The sequence below is a fragment of the Micromonospora yasonensis genome, assembly GCF_026013475.1.
In the GTDB taxonomy this organism is placed as follows: domain Bacteria; phylum Actinomycetota; class Actinomycetes; order Mycobacteriales; family Micromonosporaceae; genus Micromonospora; species Micromonospora yasonensis.
On record NZ_JAPDPH010000053.1, the window covers coordinates 1 to 13,893 of the forward strand.

The 13,893-nt window shown below is 70.2% G+C and carries 14 protein-coding genes and 2 pseudogenes; 12 read left to right on the top strand and 4 right to left on the bottom strand.

Features of this window, described 5'->3' with window-relative positions:
• The 3 genes and pseudogenes from ONA70_RS13815 to ONA70_RS13825 form a co-directional block, all read left to right on the top strand.
• A pseudogene (locus ONA70_RS13815) lies at positions 1–513 on the top strand (hypothetical protein); the annotation flags it as partial.
• Positions 510–1,346: a dihydropteroate synthase gene (gene folP / locus ONA70_RS13820; RefSeq protein WP_265006812.1), complete on the top strand. Its 837-nt coding sequence runs from the start codon at positions 510–512 to the stop codon at positions 1,344–1,346. The pseudogene ONA70_RS13815 and the gene folP, both read left to right, overlap by 4 nt.
• Before the next feature lie 69 nt (positions 1,347–1,415).
• Entirely contained in the window at positions 1,416–1,601 is a 186-nt protein-coding gene (locus ONA70_RS13825) for a DUF2795 domain-containing protein (protein ID WP_265006813.1), read from the top strand.
• A gap of 7 nt (positions 1,602–1,608) precedes the next feature.
• On the opposite strand, the gene nrfD is transcribed toward ONA70_RS13825, so the two are convergent.
• The 3 genes and pseudogenes from nrfD to fdh all read right to left on the bottom strand — a co-directional run bounded on the left by nrfD (position 1,609) and on the right by fdh (position 6,980).
• Entirely contained in the window at positions 1,609–2,655 is a 1,047-nt protein-coding gene (nrfD, locus tag ONA70_RS13830; protein ID WP_265006814.1) for an NrfD/PsrC family molybdoenzyme membrane anchor subunit, read from the bottom strand.
• Positions 2,652–3,662, bottom strand: coding sequence for a 4Fe-4S dicluster domain-containing protein (locus tag ONA70_RS13835; protein ID WP_265006815.1), 1,011 nt, complete (start codon positions 3,660–3,662; stop codon positions 2,652–2,654). The genes nrfD and ONA70_RS13835 overlap by 4 nt, the downstream gene beginning before the upstream one ends.
• A pseudogene (gene fdh, locus ONA70_RS13840) lies at positions 3,659–6,980 on the bottom strand (formate dehydrogenase). Before fdh ends, ONA70_RS13835 begins: the two are co-directional and overlap by 4 nt.
• Positions 6,981–6,998: 18 nt before the next feature.
• On the opposite strand from fdh, the gene ONA70_RS13845 reads away from it, so the two are divergent.
• From ONA70_RS13845 to ONA70_RS13885, 9 genes are all read left to right on the top strand, one after another.
• On the top strand, positions 6,999–7,247 hold the full coding sequence (locus ONA70_RS13845; protein ID WP_265006816.1) for a hypothetical protein: 249 nt from the start codon (positions 6,999–7,001) through the stop codon (positions 7,245–7,247).
• 96 nt (positions 7,248–7,343) lie between these two features.
• The gene (locus tag ONA70_RS13850; protein WP_265006817.1) at positions 7,344–7,580 is read left to right on the top strand and encodes a hypothetical protein; all 237 of its coding nucleotides are present in this window, start codon (positions 7,344–7,346) and stop codon (positions 7,578–7,580) included.
• A 13-nt stretch (positions 7,581–7,593) separates the two neighbouring features.
• Positions 7,594–7,812 carry a Rho termination factor N-terminal domain-containing protein gene (locus tag ONA70_RS13855; RefSeq protein WP_265006818.1) on the top strand — a complete coding sequence of 73 codons (219 nt, stop codon included), beginning with the start codon at positions 7,594–7,596 and terminating at the stop codon, positions 7,810–7,812.
• 248 nt (positions 7,813–8,060) lie between these two features.
• Complete coding sequence (locus tag ONA70_RS13860) at positions 8,061–8,510, top strand: ArsR/SmtB family transcription factor (protein ID WP_406601190.1); 450 nt, start codon at positions 8,061–8,063, stop codon at positions 8,508–8,510.
• A complete protein-coding gene (locus ONA70_RS13865; protein ID WP_265006819.1) occupies positions 8,443–8,925 on the top strand; it encodes an SRPBCC family protein in 483 nt (160 codons plus the stop codon). Before ONA70_RS13860 ends, ONA70_RS13865 begins: the two co-directional genes overlap by 68 nt.
• The gene (locus ONA70_RS13870) at positions 8,912–9,484 is read left to right on the top strand and encodes a TIGR03086 family metal-binding protein (RefSeq protein ID WP_265006820.1); all 573 of its coding nucleotides are present in this window, start codon (positions 8,912–8,914) and stop codon (positions 9,482–9,484) included. Before ONA70_RS13865 ends, ONA70_RS13870 begins: the two co-directional genes overlap by 14 nt.
• Before the next feature lie 351 nt (positions 9,485–9,835).
• Positions 9,836–11,140, top strand: coding sequence for an ABC transporter substrate-binding protein (locus tag ONA70_RS13875; protein WP_265006821.1), 1,305 nt, complete (start codon positions 9,836–9,838; stop codon positions 11,138–11,140).
• 61 nt (positions 11,141–11,201) lie between these two features.
• Positions 11,202–12,164 carry a carbohydrate ABC transporter permease gene (locus ONA70_RS13880; RefSeq protein WP_265006822.1) on the top strand — a complete coding sequence of 321 codons (963 nt, stop codon included), beginning with the start codon at positions 11,202–11,204 and terminating at the stop codon, positions 12,162–12,164.
• The gene (locus tag ONA70_RS13885) at positions 12,161–13,060 is read left to right on the top strand and encodes a carbohydrate ABC transporter permease (protein WP_265006823.1); all 900 of its coding nucleotides are present in this window, start codon (positions 12,161–12,163) and stop codon (positions 13,058–13,060) included. The genes ONA70_RS13880 and ONA70_RS13885 overlap by 4 nt, the downstream gene beginning before the upstream one ends.
• A gap of 49 nt (positions 13,061–13,109) precedes the next feature.
• On the opposite strand, the gene ONA70_RS13890 is transcribed toward ONA70_RS13885, so the two are convergent.
• The gene (locus tag ONA70_RS13890) at positions 13,110–13,868 is read right to left on the bottom strand and encodes a (2Fe-2S)-binding protein (protein WP_265006824.1); all 759 of its coding nucleotides are present in this window, start codon (positions 13,866–13,868) and stop codon (positions 13,110–13,112) included.
• Positions 13,869–13,893: the final 25 nt, after the last annotated feature.

Genomic DNA, 13,893 nt, shown 5'->3' on the forward strand with positions numbered 1-13,893 from the left:
GCCGCGGGACTGGTCGCCACCGGCAGCCACATCGTCGCGGTCGCCGTCGACCGGCCACCGACGCCCGGCCGCAACTGGGTCTACTATCCGGACCCCGACGTGCCCTTCCACCGGGTGACCCACCTGTCCAACTACTCCCCCCACGTCACCCCTCGGCCCGGGCAGACCCTGCTGCTCACCGAGACCTCCACCTCGGCCCACCGGCCGGTCCCGGCCGACACCATCGCCGCCCGGGTGCTCGCCGGTCTCCGTCGGGTCGGCCTGATCGAGGACCGCGACCGGGTGCTGGGCGTCTGGCGGTCCACCCACCGCCGGACGTACCCCGTCCCCACCCTCGGCCGGGACGCCGCGCTGGACGTCGTGCAACGCTGGCTGGCCGGGCGGGACATCGTCTCCACCGGCCGCTTCGGCGGGTGGCGGTACGAGGAGGGCAACATGGACCACGCCGTGGCGGCCGGCTTCCGGTTCGCCGACCGGGTGGCCACCGGAGCGAGCCGGGAGGCGACCCGATGAGGCTGAGAATGGGCGGCCAGGAGTACGACCTCACCCACCGGGCTCTGGTCATGGGCATCCTGAACCGTACCCGCGATTCCTTCTACGACGCCGGACGGCACTACGACCTGGACGCGCTGCTGTGCCGCGCCGCGGAGCTCGTCGCCGGCGGCGCCGACGTGCTCGATGTCGGCGCCCGGGCCGGCGGCGTCGGCGTCCGGGAGGTCACCGTCGAGCAGGAGCGGGACCTGGTCGTCGAGACCGTCGTCGCGCTGCGGGAGCGCTTCGACGTCCCGGTGTCCGTCGACACCCGCCACGGTGCCGTGGCGGCGGCCGCGTTCGCCGCGGGAGCGGCCCTGGGCAACGACATGAGCGGCTTCCGCGACCCGGACTACCTCCCGGCGGTGGCCGCCGCGGACGCCGCCGCAGTGGCCACCCACATCCGGCTGCCACCCGGCGTCCCGGATCCCGATCCGGTCTACCACAACGTGGTGACGGACGTCCGGACGGCGCTGGCCGGGCTCGTCGACCGGGCGCTGCGGGCCGGCGTCCATCCGGACTCCGTCATCGTCGACCCCGGACTGGACCTCGGCAAGACCTGGCAGCAGTCGGTGGAGCTGCTCGCCGGCACGGACCGGTTCACCACGTTGGGCCGTCCGGTCCTGGTCGCCGCGTCGCACAAGATCTTCCTCGGCCGCCTGCTGGGTCTGGACAAGGACGAACGGGCCCCGGCCACCGTCGCGGCCTGCGCCCTCGGCGTCCACCTGGGGGCCCGGGTGGTCCGGGTGCACGACGCGGCGGGTGCGCGGCAGGCCGTGGATCTCGCGACCGCGCTCGTTCGCGCATCGGCCTGAACTCGTGTCCCAGGCGCTCCGTCACCGCTGGTCGGAATGCCGGCCGCCGGAGCGGGTAGGGATCAACCCATGACGAATCCGATCCAGCTGCAGAAGTACCTCCGCGGTATCGACTATCCGGTCGACAAGCGGACGCTGGTGCGGCATGCCCGGGACAACGGCGCGGACGCCACGGCGATCCGTACGCTGGAGAGCCTGCCGGCGGACCGCTTCAACTCACCGAACGACGTCAGCGAGGCGTTCGGACACCGTTGACGCCGGTTCACGCCGGCGTTGCCGGGGCGTGCTCGCGCTGCGGCACCACCGTGTACTTCGGGTCCGCCGCCGACGCGGTGCCCGCATGGAAGTAGCCGAACTTGGTCAGTGCGGACTCGGCGGCCAACGCCAGTCCCCCGGCCACACCCAGCGTGCGGCTCCGCCGGACCGCCGACGCCGTCAGCAGCGCGATCCCCGCCCCCGCACACCAGCGGGAGGCCCGGAGCAGCCGACCCGAACGGCCCTTGGTCAGCGGCTCGGCCAGCATGCCGAGGCGGCGGTGGACGGCCCGGTCGAGGAGCTGCGCCGCGACCGACCCGGCGATGCCCGCGATCCGGGCCGGCGCCGCCTCGCTCGTCGGGGAGGCCGCGGCCACCAGGCCACCGGCCGCGGCGAGGGCGCTCGCGCCGAACAGGTACGGCAGTTCCCGGTACGCGCCGTGCCAGGCGGGTACGGCGGTGTTGGCGATCAGGGCACCGGTGTACGTGGTCACCGCAGGTGCGATGGCCGTGGCGGCCAGCCTGCTGGGCCGGGCCAGCCGCCCGACCAGGTCCGCCCAACGGCGGGGCAGCAGGCCCGACACCTCGTCGAGCGCGGCGACCGCCACCAGCGGGCTGAGGCCGCTGAGCAGCCAGGTGCCGATCGACATCGGTGAGGTCGGCTTGACGACGCGCAGCATGTGCACGAAGCGCTCGGGCTTGCCGAGATCGGCGATCAGGACGGCGAGCGACAGCCCGGTCGCACCGGCGGAGACGAGCCGGGCGGCGCGGCGCATGTCCGGTCGTCCGGTGAGGTCGGCGCCGGCAGCCAGCAGGGTGGCACCTCCGGCGGCCCCGCCGAGGAAGAGGTAGCCGGCGATGTTGTGGGCCTTCCACACGGGCGGCTTGATGACCGCCCGACCGTAGTAGGACCGGAACTCGGCCGGCGGCACGACCTCGCCGCCGCGGCCCGGGCGTCGGCCGCCTCGCGAGCCGATCAGCGCGTCTCGTCCCGGCGCGACCCGGTGCAGCCCGTCCCGGCGTACCTCGGTGCCGGACGGCGGCCCGGCGGTCACCGGCGGGCTCCCGCGAACGCCGCCAGCGCGGTGGCCGCCACCCCGACCGCCGCGATCACGGCGTGCCGCCACATCGCCGGCAGGTCCCGGGTCGTCACGACCGGGTCGGGCGGGAAGCCGTACACCTCGGGCTCGTCGAGCAGCAGGAAGAACGCTCCCGTGCCGCCGACGCCGTCGTCCGGGTCGGCACCGTACAGCCGGGCCTCGACCACCCCGGCGTCGTGCAGTTGTTCGACGCGGTGGGCGGCGCGCTCGCGCAGCTCGTCCACGGGGCCGAACTGGATGGAATCGGTGGGGCACGCCTTCGAACAGGCGGGCTCCTGCCCGACGGACAGCCGGTCGTAGCACAGGGTGCACTTCCACACGCGGCCGTCGTCCTTGCGCTGGTCGATCACCCCGTACGGGCAGGCGGGCACGCAGTAACCGCAGCCGTTGCAGATGTCCTCCTGCACCACCACGGTGCCGAACTCGGTCCGGAACAAGCTGCCGGTGGGGCACACGTCCAGGCAGGCGGCGTGCGTGCAGTGCTTGCACACGTCGCTGGCCATAAGCCAGCGCAACTCGGTGCGCCCGTCCGCGGTGACCGGCTGCGCGGGTCCACCGTCCGGGCTCGGCCCGAGTCGGGTCGCGCCGGTCTCGGAGCCGAGCCGGGCGCCGTGCTGGTCGCCGAGTCCGGCCGCGACGACCTGCGCGTTGCGGGCCGCCGAGGACGGTCCGACCGGCATGAGGGCGACGGCGTTGTTCTGCCGGCCGAGCGGGCGGTCCTGCTCGATGAAGGCCACGTGCCGCCAGGTGTCGGCGCCCAGCATGCCGGTGTTGTCGTACGACATGCCGAGCAGCGAGAGACCGTCGTCCGGGATGAGATTCCATTCCTTGCAGGCCACCTCGCACGCCTTGCAGCCGATGCACACCGAGGTGTCGGTGAAGAACCCCATCCGTGGTGGCGGCTGCGGGTAGCCCGAGTCCCGGGCCGGGTCCTCGCGCCCCTCCAGCAGGTTGTCGGTCATCCGGATTTACCGAGCCTCTCGGTGGTGCGGTGTGTCGTGCCGGTCGTGGCGCTGATGCCCGCCCGCCGCTGGTACTCCTCGACCAGCCGCCGGCGGTCGGGGCCCCGGGGTCGGCGGCCCGGCCGGATGTCGCAGGTCAGGGCCTTGACCTCCTGGATGTGCACGTCGGGGTCGAGGGCCATGTGGGTGAGGTCGTTGGCGGAGTCGCCGGTGGTGATGCCGTTGCGCCCCCAGTGGTACGGCAGCCCGACCTGGTGGACGATCCGGTCGTGCACGCGTACCGGCACCATCCGGTCGGTGACCAGGACCCGGGCCTCGATGGCGGCGCGGGCGGTGACGATGGTCGCCCAGCCGAGGTGGTCCAGCCCGGCCGTGTCGGCCAGCTCCGGGGAGACCTCGCAGAACATCTCGGGTTGCAGCTCGGACAGGTACGGCAGCCACCGGCTCATCCCGCCGGCCGTGTGGTGCTCGGTGAGCCGGTACGTGGTCAGCACGTACGGGAAGACCGCACTGCCGGGCTCGCCGCCGCTGGCGGTGGTACGGGTCGACGTCGCGCCACCGGCTCAGCTGCCTTGCCGGGTTTCGCTGCTGTCCGTAGAGCAGGTTCGGTACCGGCGACTCCTGCGGCTCGTAGTGCGTCGGCAGCGGCCCGTCGGACAGCCCCGCGGGCACGTAGAGCCAGCCTTTCCCGTCCGCCTGCATGATGAACGGGTCGATGCCGGACAGGGCGTCCTGCCGCTTCGCGCCCTCGGGCGGCCGGTAGTCCGGCGGCTTCGTCGGCTGGAAGTCCGGTACGTCGTGGCCGGTCCACTTCCCCTTCTCGGCGTCCCACCACACGTACGCCTTCCGCTCGCTCCACGGCCGGCCCTCCGGGTCGGCGGAGGCGCGGTTGTACAGCAGGCGGCGGTTCGCCGGCCAGGCCCAGCCCCACTCGGGCGCCACCCAGTTCTGCTCGGTGTGCGGCTTGCGCCGGGCCGTCTGGTTCACCCCGTCGGCGTACGCGCCGCAGTAGATCCAGCAGCCGCAGGCGGTGGAGCCGTCGTCGGAGAGTTACTCGTACGTCGACAGGCAGGAACCGTCCGCCTGCCGGCCGTTGATCTCCTGCAGCACCTCCTCGGCGCTGGGCTCCTGCTGCGCGCCGGAGGTGGAGTAGCTCCAGTTCAGGTCGAGGACGGGGCGGTCCCGCTCCGCGGTCGAACCGGCCAGCTTCGCCCGGATCCGCCGGCCCAGGTGGTACCAGAACCACAGGTCGCTGCGGGCGTCGCCGGGCGGGTCCACCGCCTTGTGGTGCCACTGCAGCATCCGCTGGGTGTTGGTGAAGCTGCCGTCCTTCTCGGTGTGCGCGGCCGCGGGCAGGAAGAAGACCTCCGTCCCGATGGCCTCCGTCCGCAGCTCGCCGGACTCGATCTCCGGGCCGTCCTTCCACCAGGTGGCGCTCTCGATCATTGAGAAGTCCCGGACGACCAGCCAGTCGAGGTTCGCCATGCCGAGCCGTTGCGCCCGGGCGTTGGCCGATCCGACGGCGGGGTTCTGCCCGTTGAGGAAGTAGCCCTTGCAGGTGCCGTCGAGTTGCGCCTGCACGGTCTGGTACGTGCTGTGGTCGCCGGTGATGCGTGGCAGGTAGTCGAAGCAGAAGTCGTTGTCGGCGGTGGCCGCGTCCCCCCAGTACGCCTTGAGCAGGCTGACCGCGTAGGCGCGCATGTTGCCCCAGTAGCCGGTGTCGGCGGAGTCGTCGGCGACGTACTCGTCCAGGCTGCCGTGCGAGTCCGGGTGCGGCATCGGCAGGTAACCCGGCAGCAGGTTGTAGAGCGTGGGGATGTCGGTGCTGCCCTGGATGCTGGCGTGACCCCGTAGGGCCATGATCCCCCCGCCGGGCCGGCCGATGTTGCCCAGCAGCAGTTGCAGCACCGAGGCGGCCCGGATGTACTGCACGCCGACGGTGTGCTGGGTCCACCCCACGGCGTAGGCCCAGGCGGTGGTCCGGTCGCGGTGGGAGTTCTCGGTCACCGCGCGGGCCAGTTGCCGGAAGAGTTCCTCCGGGATGCCGCAGATCGTCGCCACCTGCTCCGGCGTGTAGCGGCGGTAGTGGCGCTTGAGCAACTGGAAGACGCACCGCGGGTGTTCCAGGGTCTCGTCCCGGCGAAGGTTGTGCAGGTCCGTCAGCGACGCGCCATGGCTGCCGTGCTCGTGGCCCCGTTCGGTCGCGTGCCGCTGGTACGACCGCTGGGTGCCGGCCTCCCGCGCCTCCTTCGCACCCTGCTGCCGCTTGCCGGCCGCGCTCGCCACGCGGACGCCCTCGTACTGCCAACTGTCCGTGGAGTAGCTCGCGGTGTCGTCCCGCCAGCCGGAGAAGAGCCCGTCGAGGTCCTCGGTGTCCTTGAAGTCCTCGTTGATGATCGTCGCCGCGTTGGTGTAGTTGACCACGTACTCACGGAACTCGAGACCGTTGCCGAGCACGTAGTTGATCAAGCCGCCGAGCAGCGCGATGTCGGTACCGGCCCGGATCGGCACGTGCAGGTCCGCCAGCGCCCCGGTCCGGGTCAGCCGAGGGTCGATGTGGATGAGGGTGGCGCCGCGCGCCTTCGCCTCCATGACCCACTGGAAGCCCACCGGATGGCACTCGGCCATGTTCGAGCCCTGCAGGACGATGCAGTCGGAGTTCTGCAGATCCTGCTGGAACGTGGTGGCGCCGCCGCGACCGAACGAGGTTCCCAGACCGGGAACGGTGGAGGAGTGTCAAATCCGGGCCTGGTTCTCGATCTGCACCGCGCCCAGCGCGGTGCCGAGTTTCTTGATCAGGTAGTTCTCCTCGTTGTCGAGGGTCGCCCCGCCGAGTGCCGCGATACCCATCGTGCGGCGTAGCCGCCGGCCCTGATCGTCGCGGTCGGTCCAGGTCTGCGCCCGGGTCGCGATGACCCGGTCGGCGATCATGCCCATCGCCGTGTCGAGGTCGAGGTCCTCCCACTCGGTCCCGTGCGGCCGGCGGTAGCGCACCCGCGTCTCCCGCAGCGGGTTGGTGACCAACTGCTTGGTGGCGGCGCCCTTCGGGCACAGCCGGCCTCGGCTCACCGGCGACGCCGGGTCCCCCTCGATCTGGACGACCTGCTCGTCCTTGACGTAGACCAGCTGCCCGCAACCCACCGCACAGTAGGGGCAGACGCTGGCAGCTACCCGGTCGGCGGTGGCGATGCGGGGCGTCAGCGCGTCGGTACGGCCGGATCGGGCGGCGGCGCCGCGACCGAGCCGGTCGCCCCCGCCGACTGCGGCGAGGGCCTGCCGCAGCACAGGCCACGGCAGAAACGTCTCCCGAAGTCCCATGGCACCCCCGACCGCCGCGTGATCGGTGACCCGGACCCGACCGACGGCGGCCGGCTGCGGATGCGGGCGTTCGACGACCAGGGCGGATACGGCGAGATGCGGGCAAGCGTCGACGAGGCCGGTGTCTGGACGTTCACCGGGGACACGATGCGCGCGATGTTAACCATCGACTCGGGCGGCAAGACGATGGCCGCGAAGTGGGAGCGCTCGCCCGACGGCGCAACCTGGGTGGACTGGATGGACATGGAGTTCGCCCGCGAAGCGTGAGCGCCAGCGCCGGGGCCCGCGGGGCTGATCACGTTGGTTCCCTCACCGCCCGGGTAAGCGTTCGGCGACCCCGTCCAACGCCAGGGGGAGGCGGAGATGGAATATCAACAGTCCGACATCGAGGTCGTCTACCGACGCGGTGACTGGCACAGCTGGGGCGACATCGTGCAGTGGCTCGAGCGCGGGCTCAGCCGCGACCAGCAGGCGGACAACGAGCTCAGCGAGGCGGAATCGCGGCAGTTGCTGGACGATTTCCGCACGCTCGACCGGCAGGGCAAGCGCTTCACCGACGATCCTGCCCGCGCCTACCGGGAACTGCAGTCCATCCATTGACCCAGGAGGAACCATGGCACGCGACCTTGCCGAGATGACCACCGGCCAGCTGCGCGAGCAGGCCGAACGGGCCGGTATCAAGAACACCGACCAGATGACCAAGGACGACATGATCCAGGCGCTGGGCGGGACAGCGAACGCCAACCGGGGCGGCGGCCAGCGGCAGAAGGACCCGCGCCCGCAAGGGGTCAGCCCGCGGGACTACAAGAACATCCCGGGCAACCAGACCTGACCGGTCCACCACCCATCCGCCGGGTGGTTCGCCATTGCCCGGATGCCGGTGCGGTCCGTGTGGACGCACCGGCATTCCGGTGCGCGGGCTCGCAACGCGCATCTCAGCACAGCATGTCGACCGCGATCCGGGTGGACGGTCGTCCGCCTTTCCGTCCCTTCGTACGGCGATGCGCGTCCTGCTCCCGACGTCACCGAGTGGTTCGGCCGGCACGGCATGAGCAGCGCTTTCAACCGTCGGGTTGACGGATGGGTGCGCGGCGGTCTACGCTCCTTTCAACCATTGGGTTGAAAGGGCGGGAGATGACCACGGACGCGCTGTCCCGAGCCTTCGCCGCCCTGGCTGATCCGACCCGGCGCGACATGGTCGCCCGGCTCTCCGAGGGCGACGCGACCGTGAACCAGCTGGCCGAGCCGTACCGGATGACGCTGCAGGCGGTCTACAAGCATCTGCGGGTGCTCGAGGACGCCGGGCTCGTCAGCCGACCGCGCGGGCCACAGCCCCGGCCGGTGCGTCTGGAGGTCCAAGCCCTCGACCTGATGGACACCTGGATCGAGCGCCACCGCAGCCGCGTCGAGCAGCGCTACCGCCGCCTTGACGCCGTCCTGGCGGAGATGAAGAGAGGCGAGCATGAACAGGATCACGGAGACACTCATCGAAGCCGACCCGGCGCTGCCGGTCATCCGGACGGCTCGTGACTTCGCGGCAACGCCCGAGCAACTGTTCCGCGCCCACACCGATCCCGCGTTGTTCGCCCGCTGGGTCGGCCCCAACGCCATGGCCACCCGCATCGAGCACTGGGACGCGCGTACCGGCGGCAGCTGGCGGTACGCCTCGGCGCACGACGGCACCGAATACCGGTTCCACGGCTGCTTCCACGAGGTACGACCGGACCGCATCGTGCAGACCTTCACGTTCGAGGGCGATCCCGACGGAGTCGCGCTGGAGACGCTGTGGTTCGAGGACCTGGGCGACGGCCGTACGCGGCTGCGGACGCAGTCGCTGGTCGACAGCTTCGAAGGCCGCGATGCGTGGCTGCGCAGCGGCATGGAGGTCGGCGTCGACGAGGGTTACGCGAAGCTGGACCGGATGCTCGCTGATGGCGCTGTCTGACCGCCCGGCCGAGCGACACCGGCAGGTTGCCGGGCTGTTCAGCGACCGGGTCCACGGTACCCGGTCCTGGGACGCGCCGTCCCCGGTCGCCGGCTGGACCGCCCGCGACGTCGTGCGTCACCTGGCCGAATGGTTCCCCGGGTTCCTTGTCTCCGGTGCCGGCGTCGAACTGCCGTCCGGGCCGTCGGTGGACGAGAACCCGGTCGCTGCGTGGCAGGTTCACTGCGACGGTGTGCAGGCGGTGCTGGACGATCCGGAGACGGCGCACCGGGAACTCACCAACCCGCACATCGGCAGCCTGCCGCTGGCGGCCGCGATCGACCGGTTCTACACCACCGACGTGTTCATGCACACCTGGGATCTCGCCAGGGCCACCGGCCAGGACGATCGGCTGGACCCCGACTTCTGCGCTCGACTCCTCGGCCAGATGGAACAGATGGAACAGGTGATCCGCTCCTCCGGCCAGTTCGGCGCCCGGGTCGAGGTACCCGGCGGCGCGGACACCCAGACCAAACTGCTGGGTTTCATCGGCCGGGACCCGTTCTGGTCGGGACGGTGAGCCGGACGTCCCTGACCTGACTGGACGCTGAACTCGCCGGATCGCAGAGCGCGCTTCGCTCCACGTCGTCGCGATCAAGGTCGCCACCCGGAACATTGCTCACCGCGATGCCGCGTCGCCCGAGTGGTGGCCGCGGCTCACTTCTGCTTGGGTGGGTGAGAGAAATCGTCCGGATGACGGTCTTGTAACGGCCAGTTGACCGGTCGTGGCAAGAGGGATTGGATATTGAACGTTCAGGATCTGATCCGTCGCGGGCGGCCTGTCCTGTCGGGCTGGGTTTGCGTTGGCCGCCCCACCCTCTGCGGCGGCACGACGAAGCGACGCGATGGAGCGACGCGAAGAGGAGCTGTGATGCGAGGACGACGCGGTTCGTCGGTGTCAGTTGCGGTGCTCAGCACATTGACGCTTGTCGCGGGGGTTGCCGGATGTGGCGGTGACGACGGCGGCGGCGGTACGTCTGCCAAGCCAGGCACCTTTGACGGCAAGGGCGCCATCACCTGGGCTACCGGCAAGGATACTTCCGGCTACATCAAGTCGGCGTTGGACACGTGGAACAAGGATCACCCCAACGAGCAGGTACGCCTGATCGAGTTGCCCGAGGCAGCCGACGCGCAGCGGCAACAGCTGATCCAGAATGCGCAGACCAAGTCGGACGCGTACACCATCGTCTCCACCGACGTGGTCTGGACTGCCGAGTTCGCGGCCAACGGGTGGATCGAGCAGCTGCCCGAGGACGCGTTCCCGATGGACAAGATGCTCAAGCCGGCGATCGAAACGGCCAAGTACTTCAACAAGCTGTACGCGGCGCCCTGGCGCACCAACGGCGGGCTGCTGTTCTACCGCAAGGACCTGCTCGCCGCCGCCGGGGTCACCGAGGCCCCGAAGACCTGGGACGAGATGAAGCAGGCCTGCCAGAAGGTGCAGGCGAAGAATCCCGGGATCGGCTGTTACGCCGGACAGCTCGAGAAGTACGAGGGCCTCACGGTCAACTTCAGTGAGGCCGTGCAGTCCGCCGGCGGCGTCGTGGTGGACGACCAGGGCAAGCCCAACGTGAACACGCCCGAGGCGAAGCAGGGTCTGGACTTCCTCGCGCAGGGCCTGTCGTCCGGGGTGATCCCCAAGGACGCCATCACCTACAAGGAGGAGGAGGGCCGACGCGCCTTCCAGGACGGCAAGCTGATCTTCCACCGGCAGTGGCCGTACCAGTACGCCCTGGCGAACGCCACCGACGGTTCGAGCAAGGTCAGCGGCAAGTTCGCGGTGGCCCCGCTGCCCGGACTGAGCGGCCCGGGTAAGTCCAGTCTCGGCGGCCTCAACCTGGCGATCAGCAAGTTCGGCAAGAACAAGGGCACCGCGCTCGAGTTCATCAAGTTCATCACCAGCGAGGACGAGGAGAAGGTGCAGCTGGAGAAGACGTCGGAGGCGCCGGTCTACACCGACCTGTACGACGACCCGGGTCTGCAGCAGAAGTTCCCGTACCTGCCCATGCTCAAGGCGTCGGTGGAGAACGCGGCCGCCCGTCCGCGGGTGGTCAAGTACGGCGACACGACCCTCGCGATCCAGGAGGAGGCGTACGCGGCGCTGACCGGCAAGAAGACCTCCGACCAGGCGCTGAAGGACCTCCAGAGCAAGCTCGAATCGATCGTCGGCAAGTAGCCGTGTCGGCGGGCCGGGGCGTCACGCCCCGGCCCGGTACACCTCGGCAAGGAGGTCCCACGTGAGCGTGACGGTAGAACAGCCGGACACGACGAAGCGCAGACCACCCGGGCGTGGCCGCAGCCGGCACGAGGGCGTGGGCAGACTGGCGGCATACCTGGTCTCACCGTCCCTGCTCGTGCTCGGCCTGGTGATCGGGTATCCGATCGTGTCCGCACTGCGGCTCTCGTTCGTCAAGTCGATCGAGGGCATCGACCCGGACACCGGCCTCATCACCCGTACGTCGGCGTTCTCGCTGGAGAACTACACGAACATCTTCAAGGGCGATACCGGTGCGGTGTTCTGGAACGCCTTCTGGAACACGACCACCTTCACCGTCGTCACGGTGGTGATCGAGACCACGATCGGCGTCTGCATGGCGCTGATCATGAACAAGGCGTTCCGTGGTCGCGGCCTGGTCAGGGCCAGCATTCTCGTGCCGTGGGCCATCCCCACCGCCATCTCGGCCCTGCTCTGGCGCTGGATCTTCGCGGCCGACGGCGTGGCCAACGACGTCCTCCACGCGAACGTGCTGTGGACCACCGAGGGTTTCCAGGCGTGGCTGGCCGTGGTGATCGCGGACACCTGGAAGACCGCACCGTTCATCGGCCTGCTGGTCCTCGCCGGGATGCAGGTCATCCCGGCCGAGGTGTACGAGGCCGCGAAGGTCGACGGCGCGAGTGGCTGGCGCACCTTCTGGCGGATCACTCTGCCACTGGTCAAGCCGGCACTGGTGGTCGCCGTGCTGTTCCGCATGCTCGACGTGCTGCGGATGTTCGACCTGCCGTTCGTGCTCATCGGTCCGCACAAGGCGTCCGTGGAGACGCTGTCCATCCTGTCCTGGTACGAGATGAACAACCTGCGCTTCGGTCCCGCCGCGGCGTACTCGACGGTGCTCTTCATCTACGTCGCGGTCGTCGCGTACGTCTTCGTCCGGGTCCTCGGCGCCGACATCGTCGGTCGCGGCATTGAGAGGTCACGATGAGTCGAACGGCAGGCACGTCGGTCACCGAGACCGGGCGGTCGGAGGCAGCCGCCGGCGGGGTCGGCAAGCGGCGGCGCTGGCGGAACAGCCCGCTGTACTACGTCGGCGTGGCTGCGATTGTTGTTTATTGCCTGGCGCCGTTCTACTGGATGGTGGTCTCGGCGCTGCGGCGGCCCTCTGACCAGTTCTCCAATTCGCTCCTGCCGGCGCCGCCGTCGCTGGACAACCTCAAGGCCGCCTTCTCGTCCGGCAACGGGTTCGGCCGTGCGTTGCTCAACAGCGTCATCGTCGCCGGCACGACGACGGTGCTCACCCTGATCCTCGGCATCAGCGCCGCGTACGCCTTGGCTCGGCTGGATTTCCGTGGCAAGGGGTTGATCCTTTCGATAATCATCGCGATGTCGATGTTCCCCGGGATCGCGGTGGTGGTTCCGTTGCTGCAACTGTTCACCGACATTGAGTGGATCAACAGCTACCAGGCGATGATCGTGCCGAGCATGAGCTTCGCGCTGCCGCTGGCGATCTGGCTGCTCACCGCGTTCTTCAAGCAGATGCCGTTCGAATTGGAGGAGGCCGCGAAGATCGACGGGTGCACACCCGGGCAGGCGTTCCGCAAGGTGATCATGCCGCTGGCCGCGCCCGGGGTGTTCACCACCGCGATCCTGGTCTTCATCGCGGCGTGGAACGAGTTCATCATCGCGGTCAGCGTGGTGAACAAGAACGAGATGAAGACCGCGAACGTGATCGTGTCCCAGTTCACCGGGCAGTACCGGTTCGACCAGCCGTTCGGTACGCAGATGTCCGCGGGTGTCGTGGTGACGATTCCGCTCGTCATCGCGGTGCTGCTGTTCCAGCGGCGGATCGTTGAGGGACTGACGGCCGGCGGCGTGAAGTAGCGGCGTCACCCGCGGCGATCAGCAGGGCGGGCCCTGGACGCGCCGTGCGTCACCGGGTGAGCGCCACCCGCCACTGCTGCCGCCGGACGTCGGCCGGGATCAGGATGCAGTCGCCGCACGTGCCACCGCCCGGGATCCGGTAGAACAGGCAGCACGAGCGGCGCACGAAGAACCGGCGCGGGTGATCGGGATCCGGGTGCGCAAGCCGGCCGGTGCCGAGCAGCGGTGGCACCGCCAGGATCCGCTCGGCGAGGTCCGCCGCGCGGTCGGCGAGCTCCGGCCGCCCGGTGGTCAGCATTCCGGCTGCGCCGCCGAGCGCGGATCCGACGTTGCCCCACAGCACCTTTTCCGACAGCCGGTACTCGGCGGCGAAGACGGCCAGCACCGGCGCGGCGACACCGGCCACGATCTGCTCGGCGAACCGCGCCGCGACGGATTCCGGCGATGCTGCTCGTGCTGGTGGTGTCGGTTCCCCGGCCGAGGTGGCCATTGGCCAGGGACCACCGCCGACCGGCTTCCACCACAGGGTCGCGATGGTCAGCGCCGGCACCACGCCGGTGCGGACCGCCGTGCCGAACGGCGGTGACAGTAGCCGGGCGAACAGGCCGAGTGACACCACCGAGGCCATGGCCCGCGGGTCGATCCTGCTGGCCGGCAGCCCGGCCCGCTCGGCCATCACCGTCCGGGCGGTGGACACCCGCTCGGCGATGACCAGCGGATCGGACACCACGTCGTCGAGCGGCCGCCAGCCGTCGCCGGCACGCCACGACTCCAGCGCGAAGAACGGCCCGAGCCCATCATCGTCCACGTCGGCTCCCCGGCCGTCGTTCGAT

Coding starts and splice junctions, on each gene's coding strand:
- folP (WP_265006812.1), top strand. CDS start 510: ATGAGGCTGAGAATGGGCGGCCAGGAGTACGACCTCACCCACCGGGCT.
- ONA70_RS13825 (WP_265006813.1), top strand. CDS start 1,416: ATGACGAATCCGATCCAGCTGCAGAAGTACCTCCGCGGTATCGACTAT.
- ONA70_RS13835 (WP_265006815.1), bottom strand. CDS start 3,662: ATGACCGACAACCTGCTGGAGGGGCGCGAGGACCCGGCCCGGGACTCG.
- ONA70_RS13850 (WP_265006817.1), top strand. CDS start 7,344: ATGGAATATCAACAGTCCGACATCGAGGTCGTCTACCGACGCGGTGAC.
- ONA70_RS13855 (WP_265006818.1), top strand. CDS start 7,594: ATGGCACGCGACCTTGCCGAGATGACCACCGGCCAGCTGCGCGAGCAG.
- ONA70_RS13860 (WP_406601190.1), top strand. CDS start 8,061: ATGGGTGCGCGGCGGTCTACGCTCCTTTCAACCATTGGGTTGAAAGGG.
- ONA70_RS13865 (WP_265006819.1), top strand. CDS start 8,443: ATGAACAGGATCACGGAGACACTCATCGAAGCCGACCCGGCGCTGCCG.
- ONA70_RS13870 (WP_265006820.1), top strand. CDS start 8,912: ATGGCGCTGTCTGACCGCCCGGCCGAGCGACACCGGCAGGTTGCCGGG.
- ONA70_RS13875 (WP_265006821.1), top strand. CDS start 9,836: ATGCGAGGACGACGCGGTTCGTCGGTGTCAGTTGCGGTGCTCAGCACA.
- ONA70_RS13885 (WP_265006823.1), top strand. CDS start 12,161: ATGAGTCGAACGGCAGGCACGTCGGTCACCGAGACCGGGCGGTCGGAG.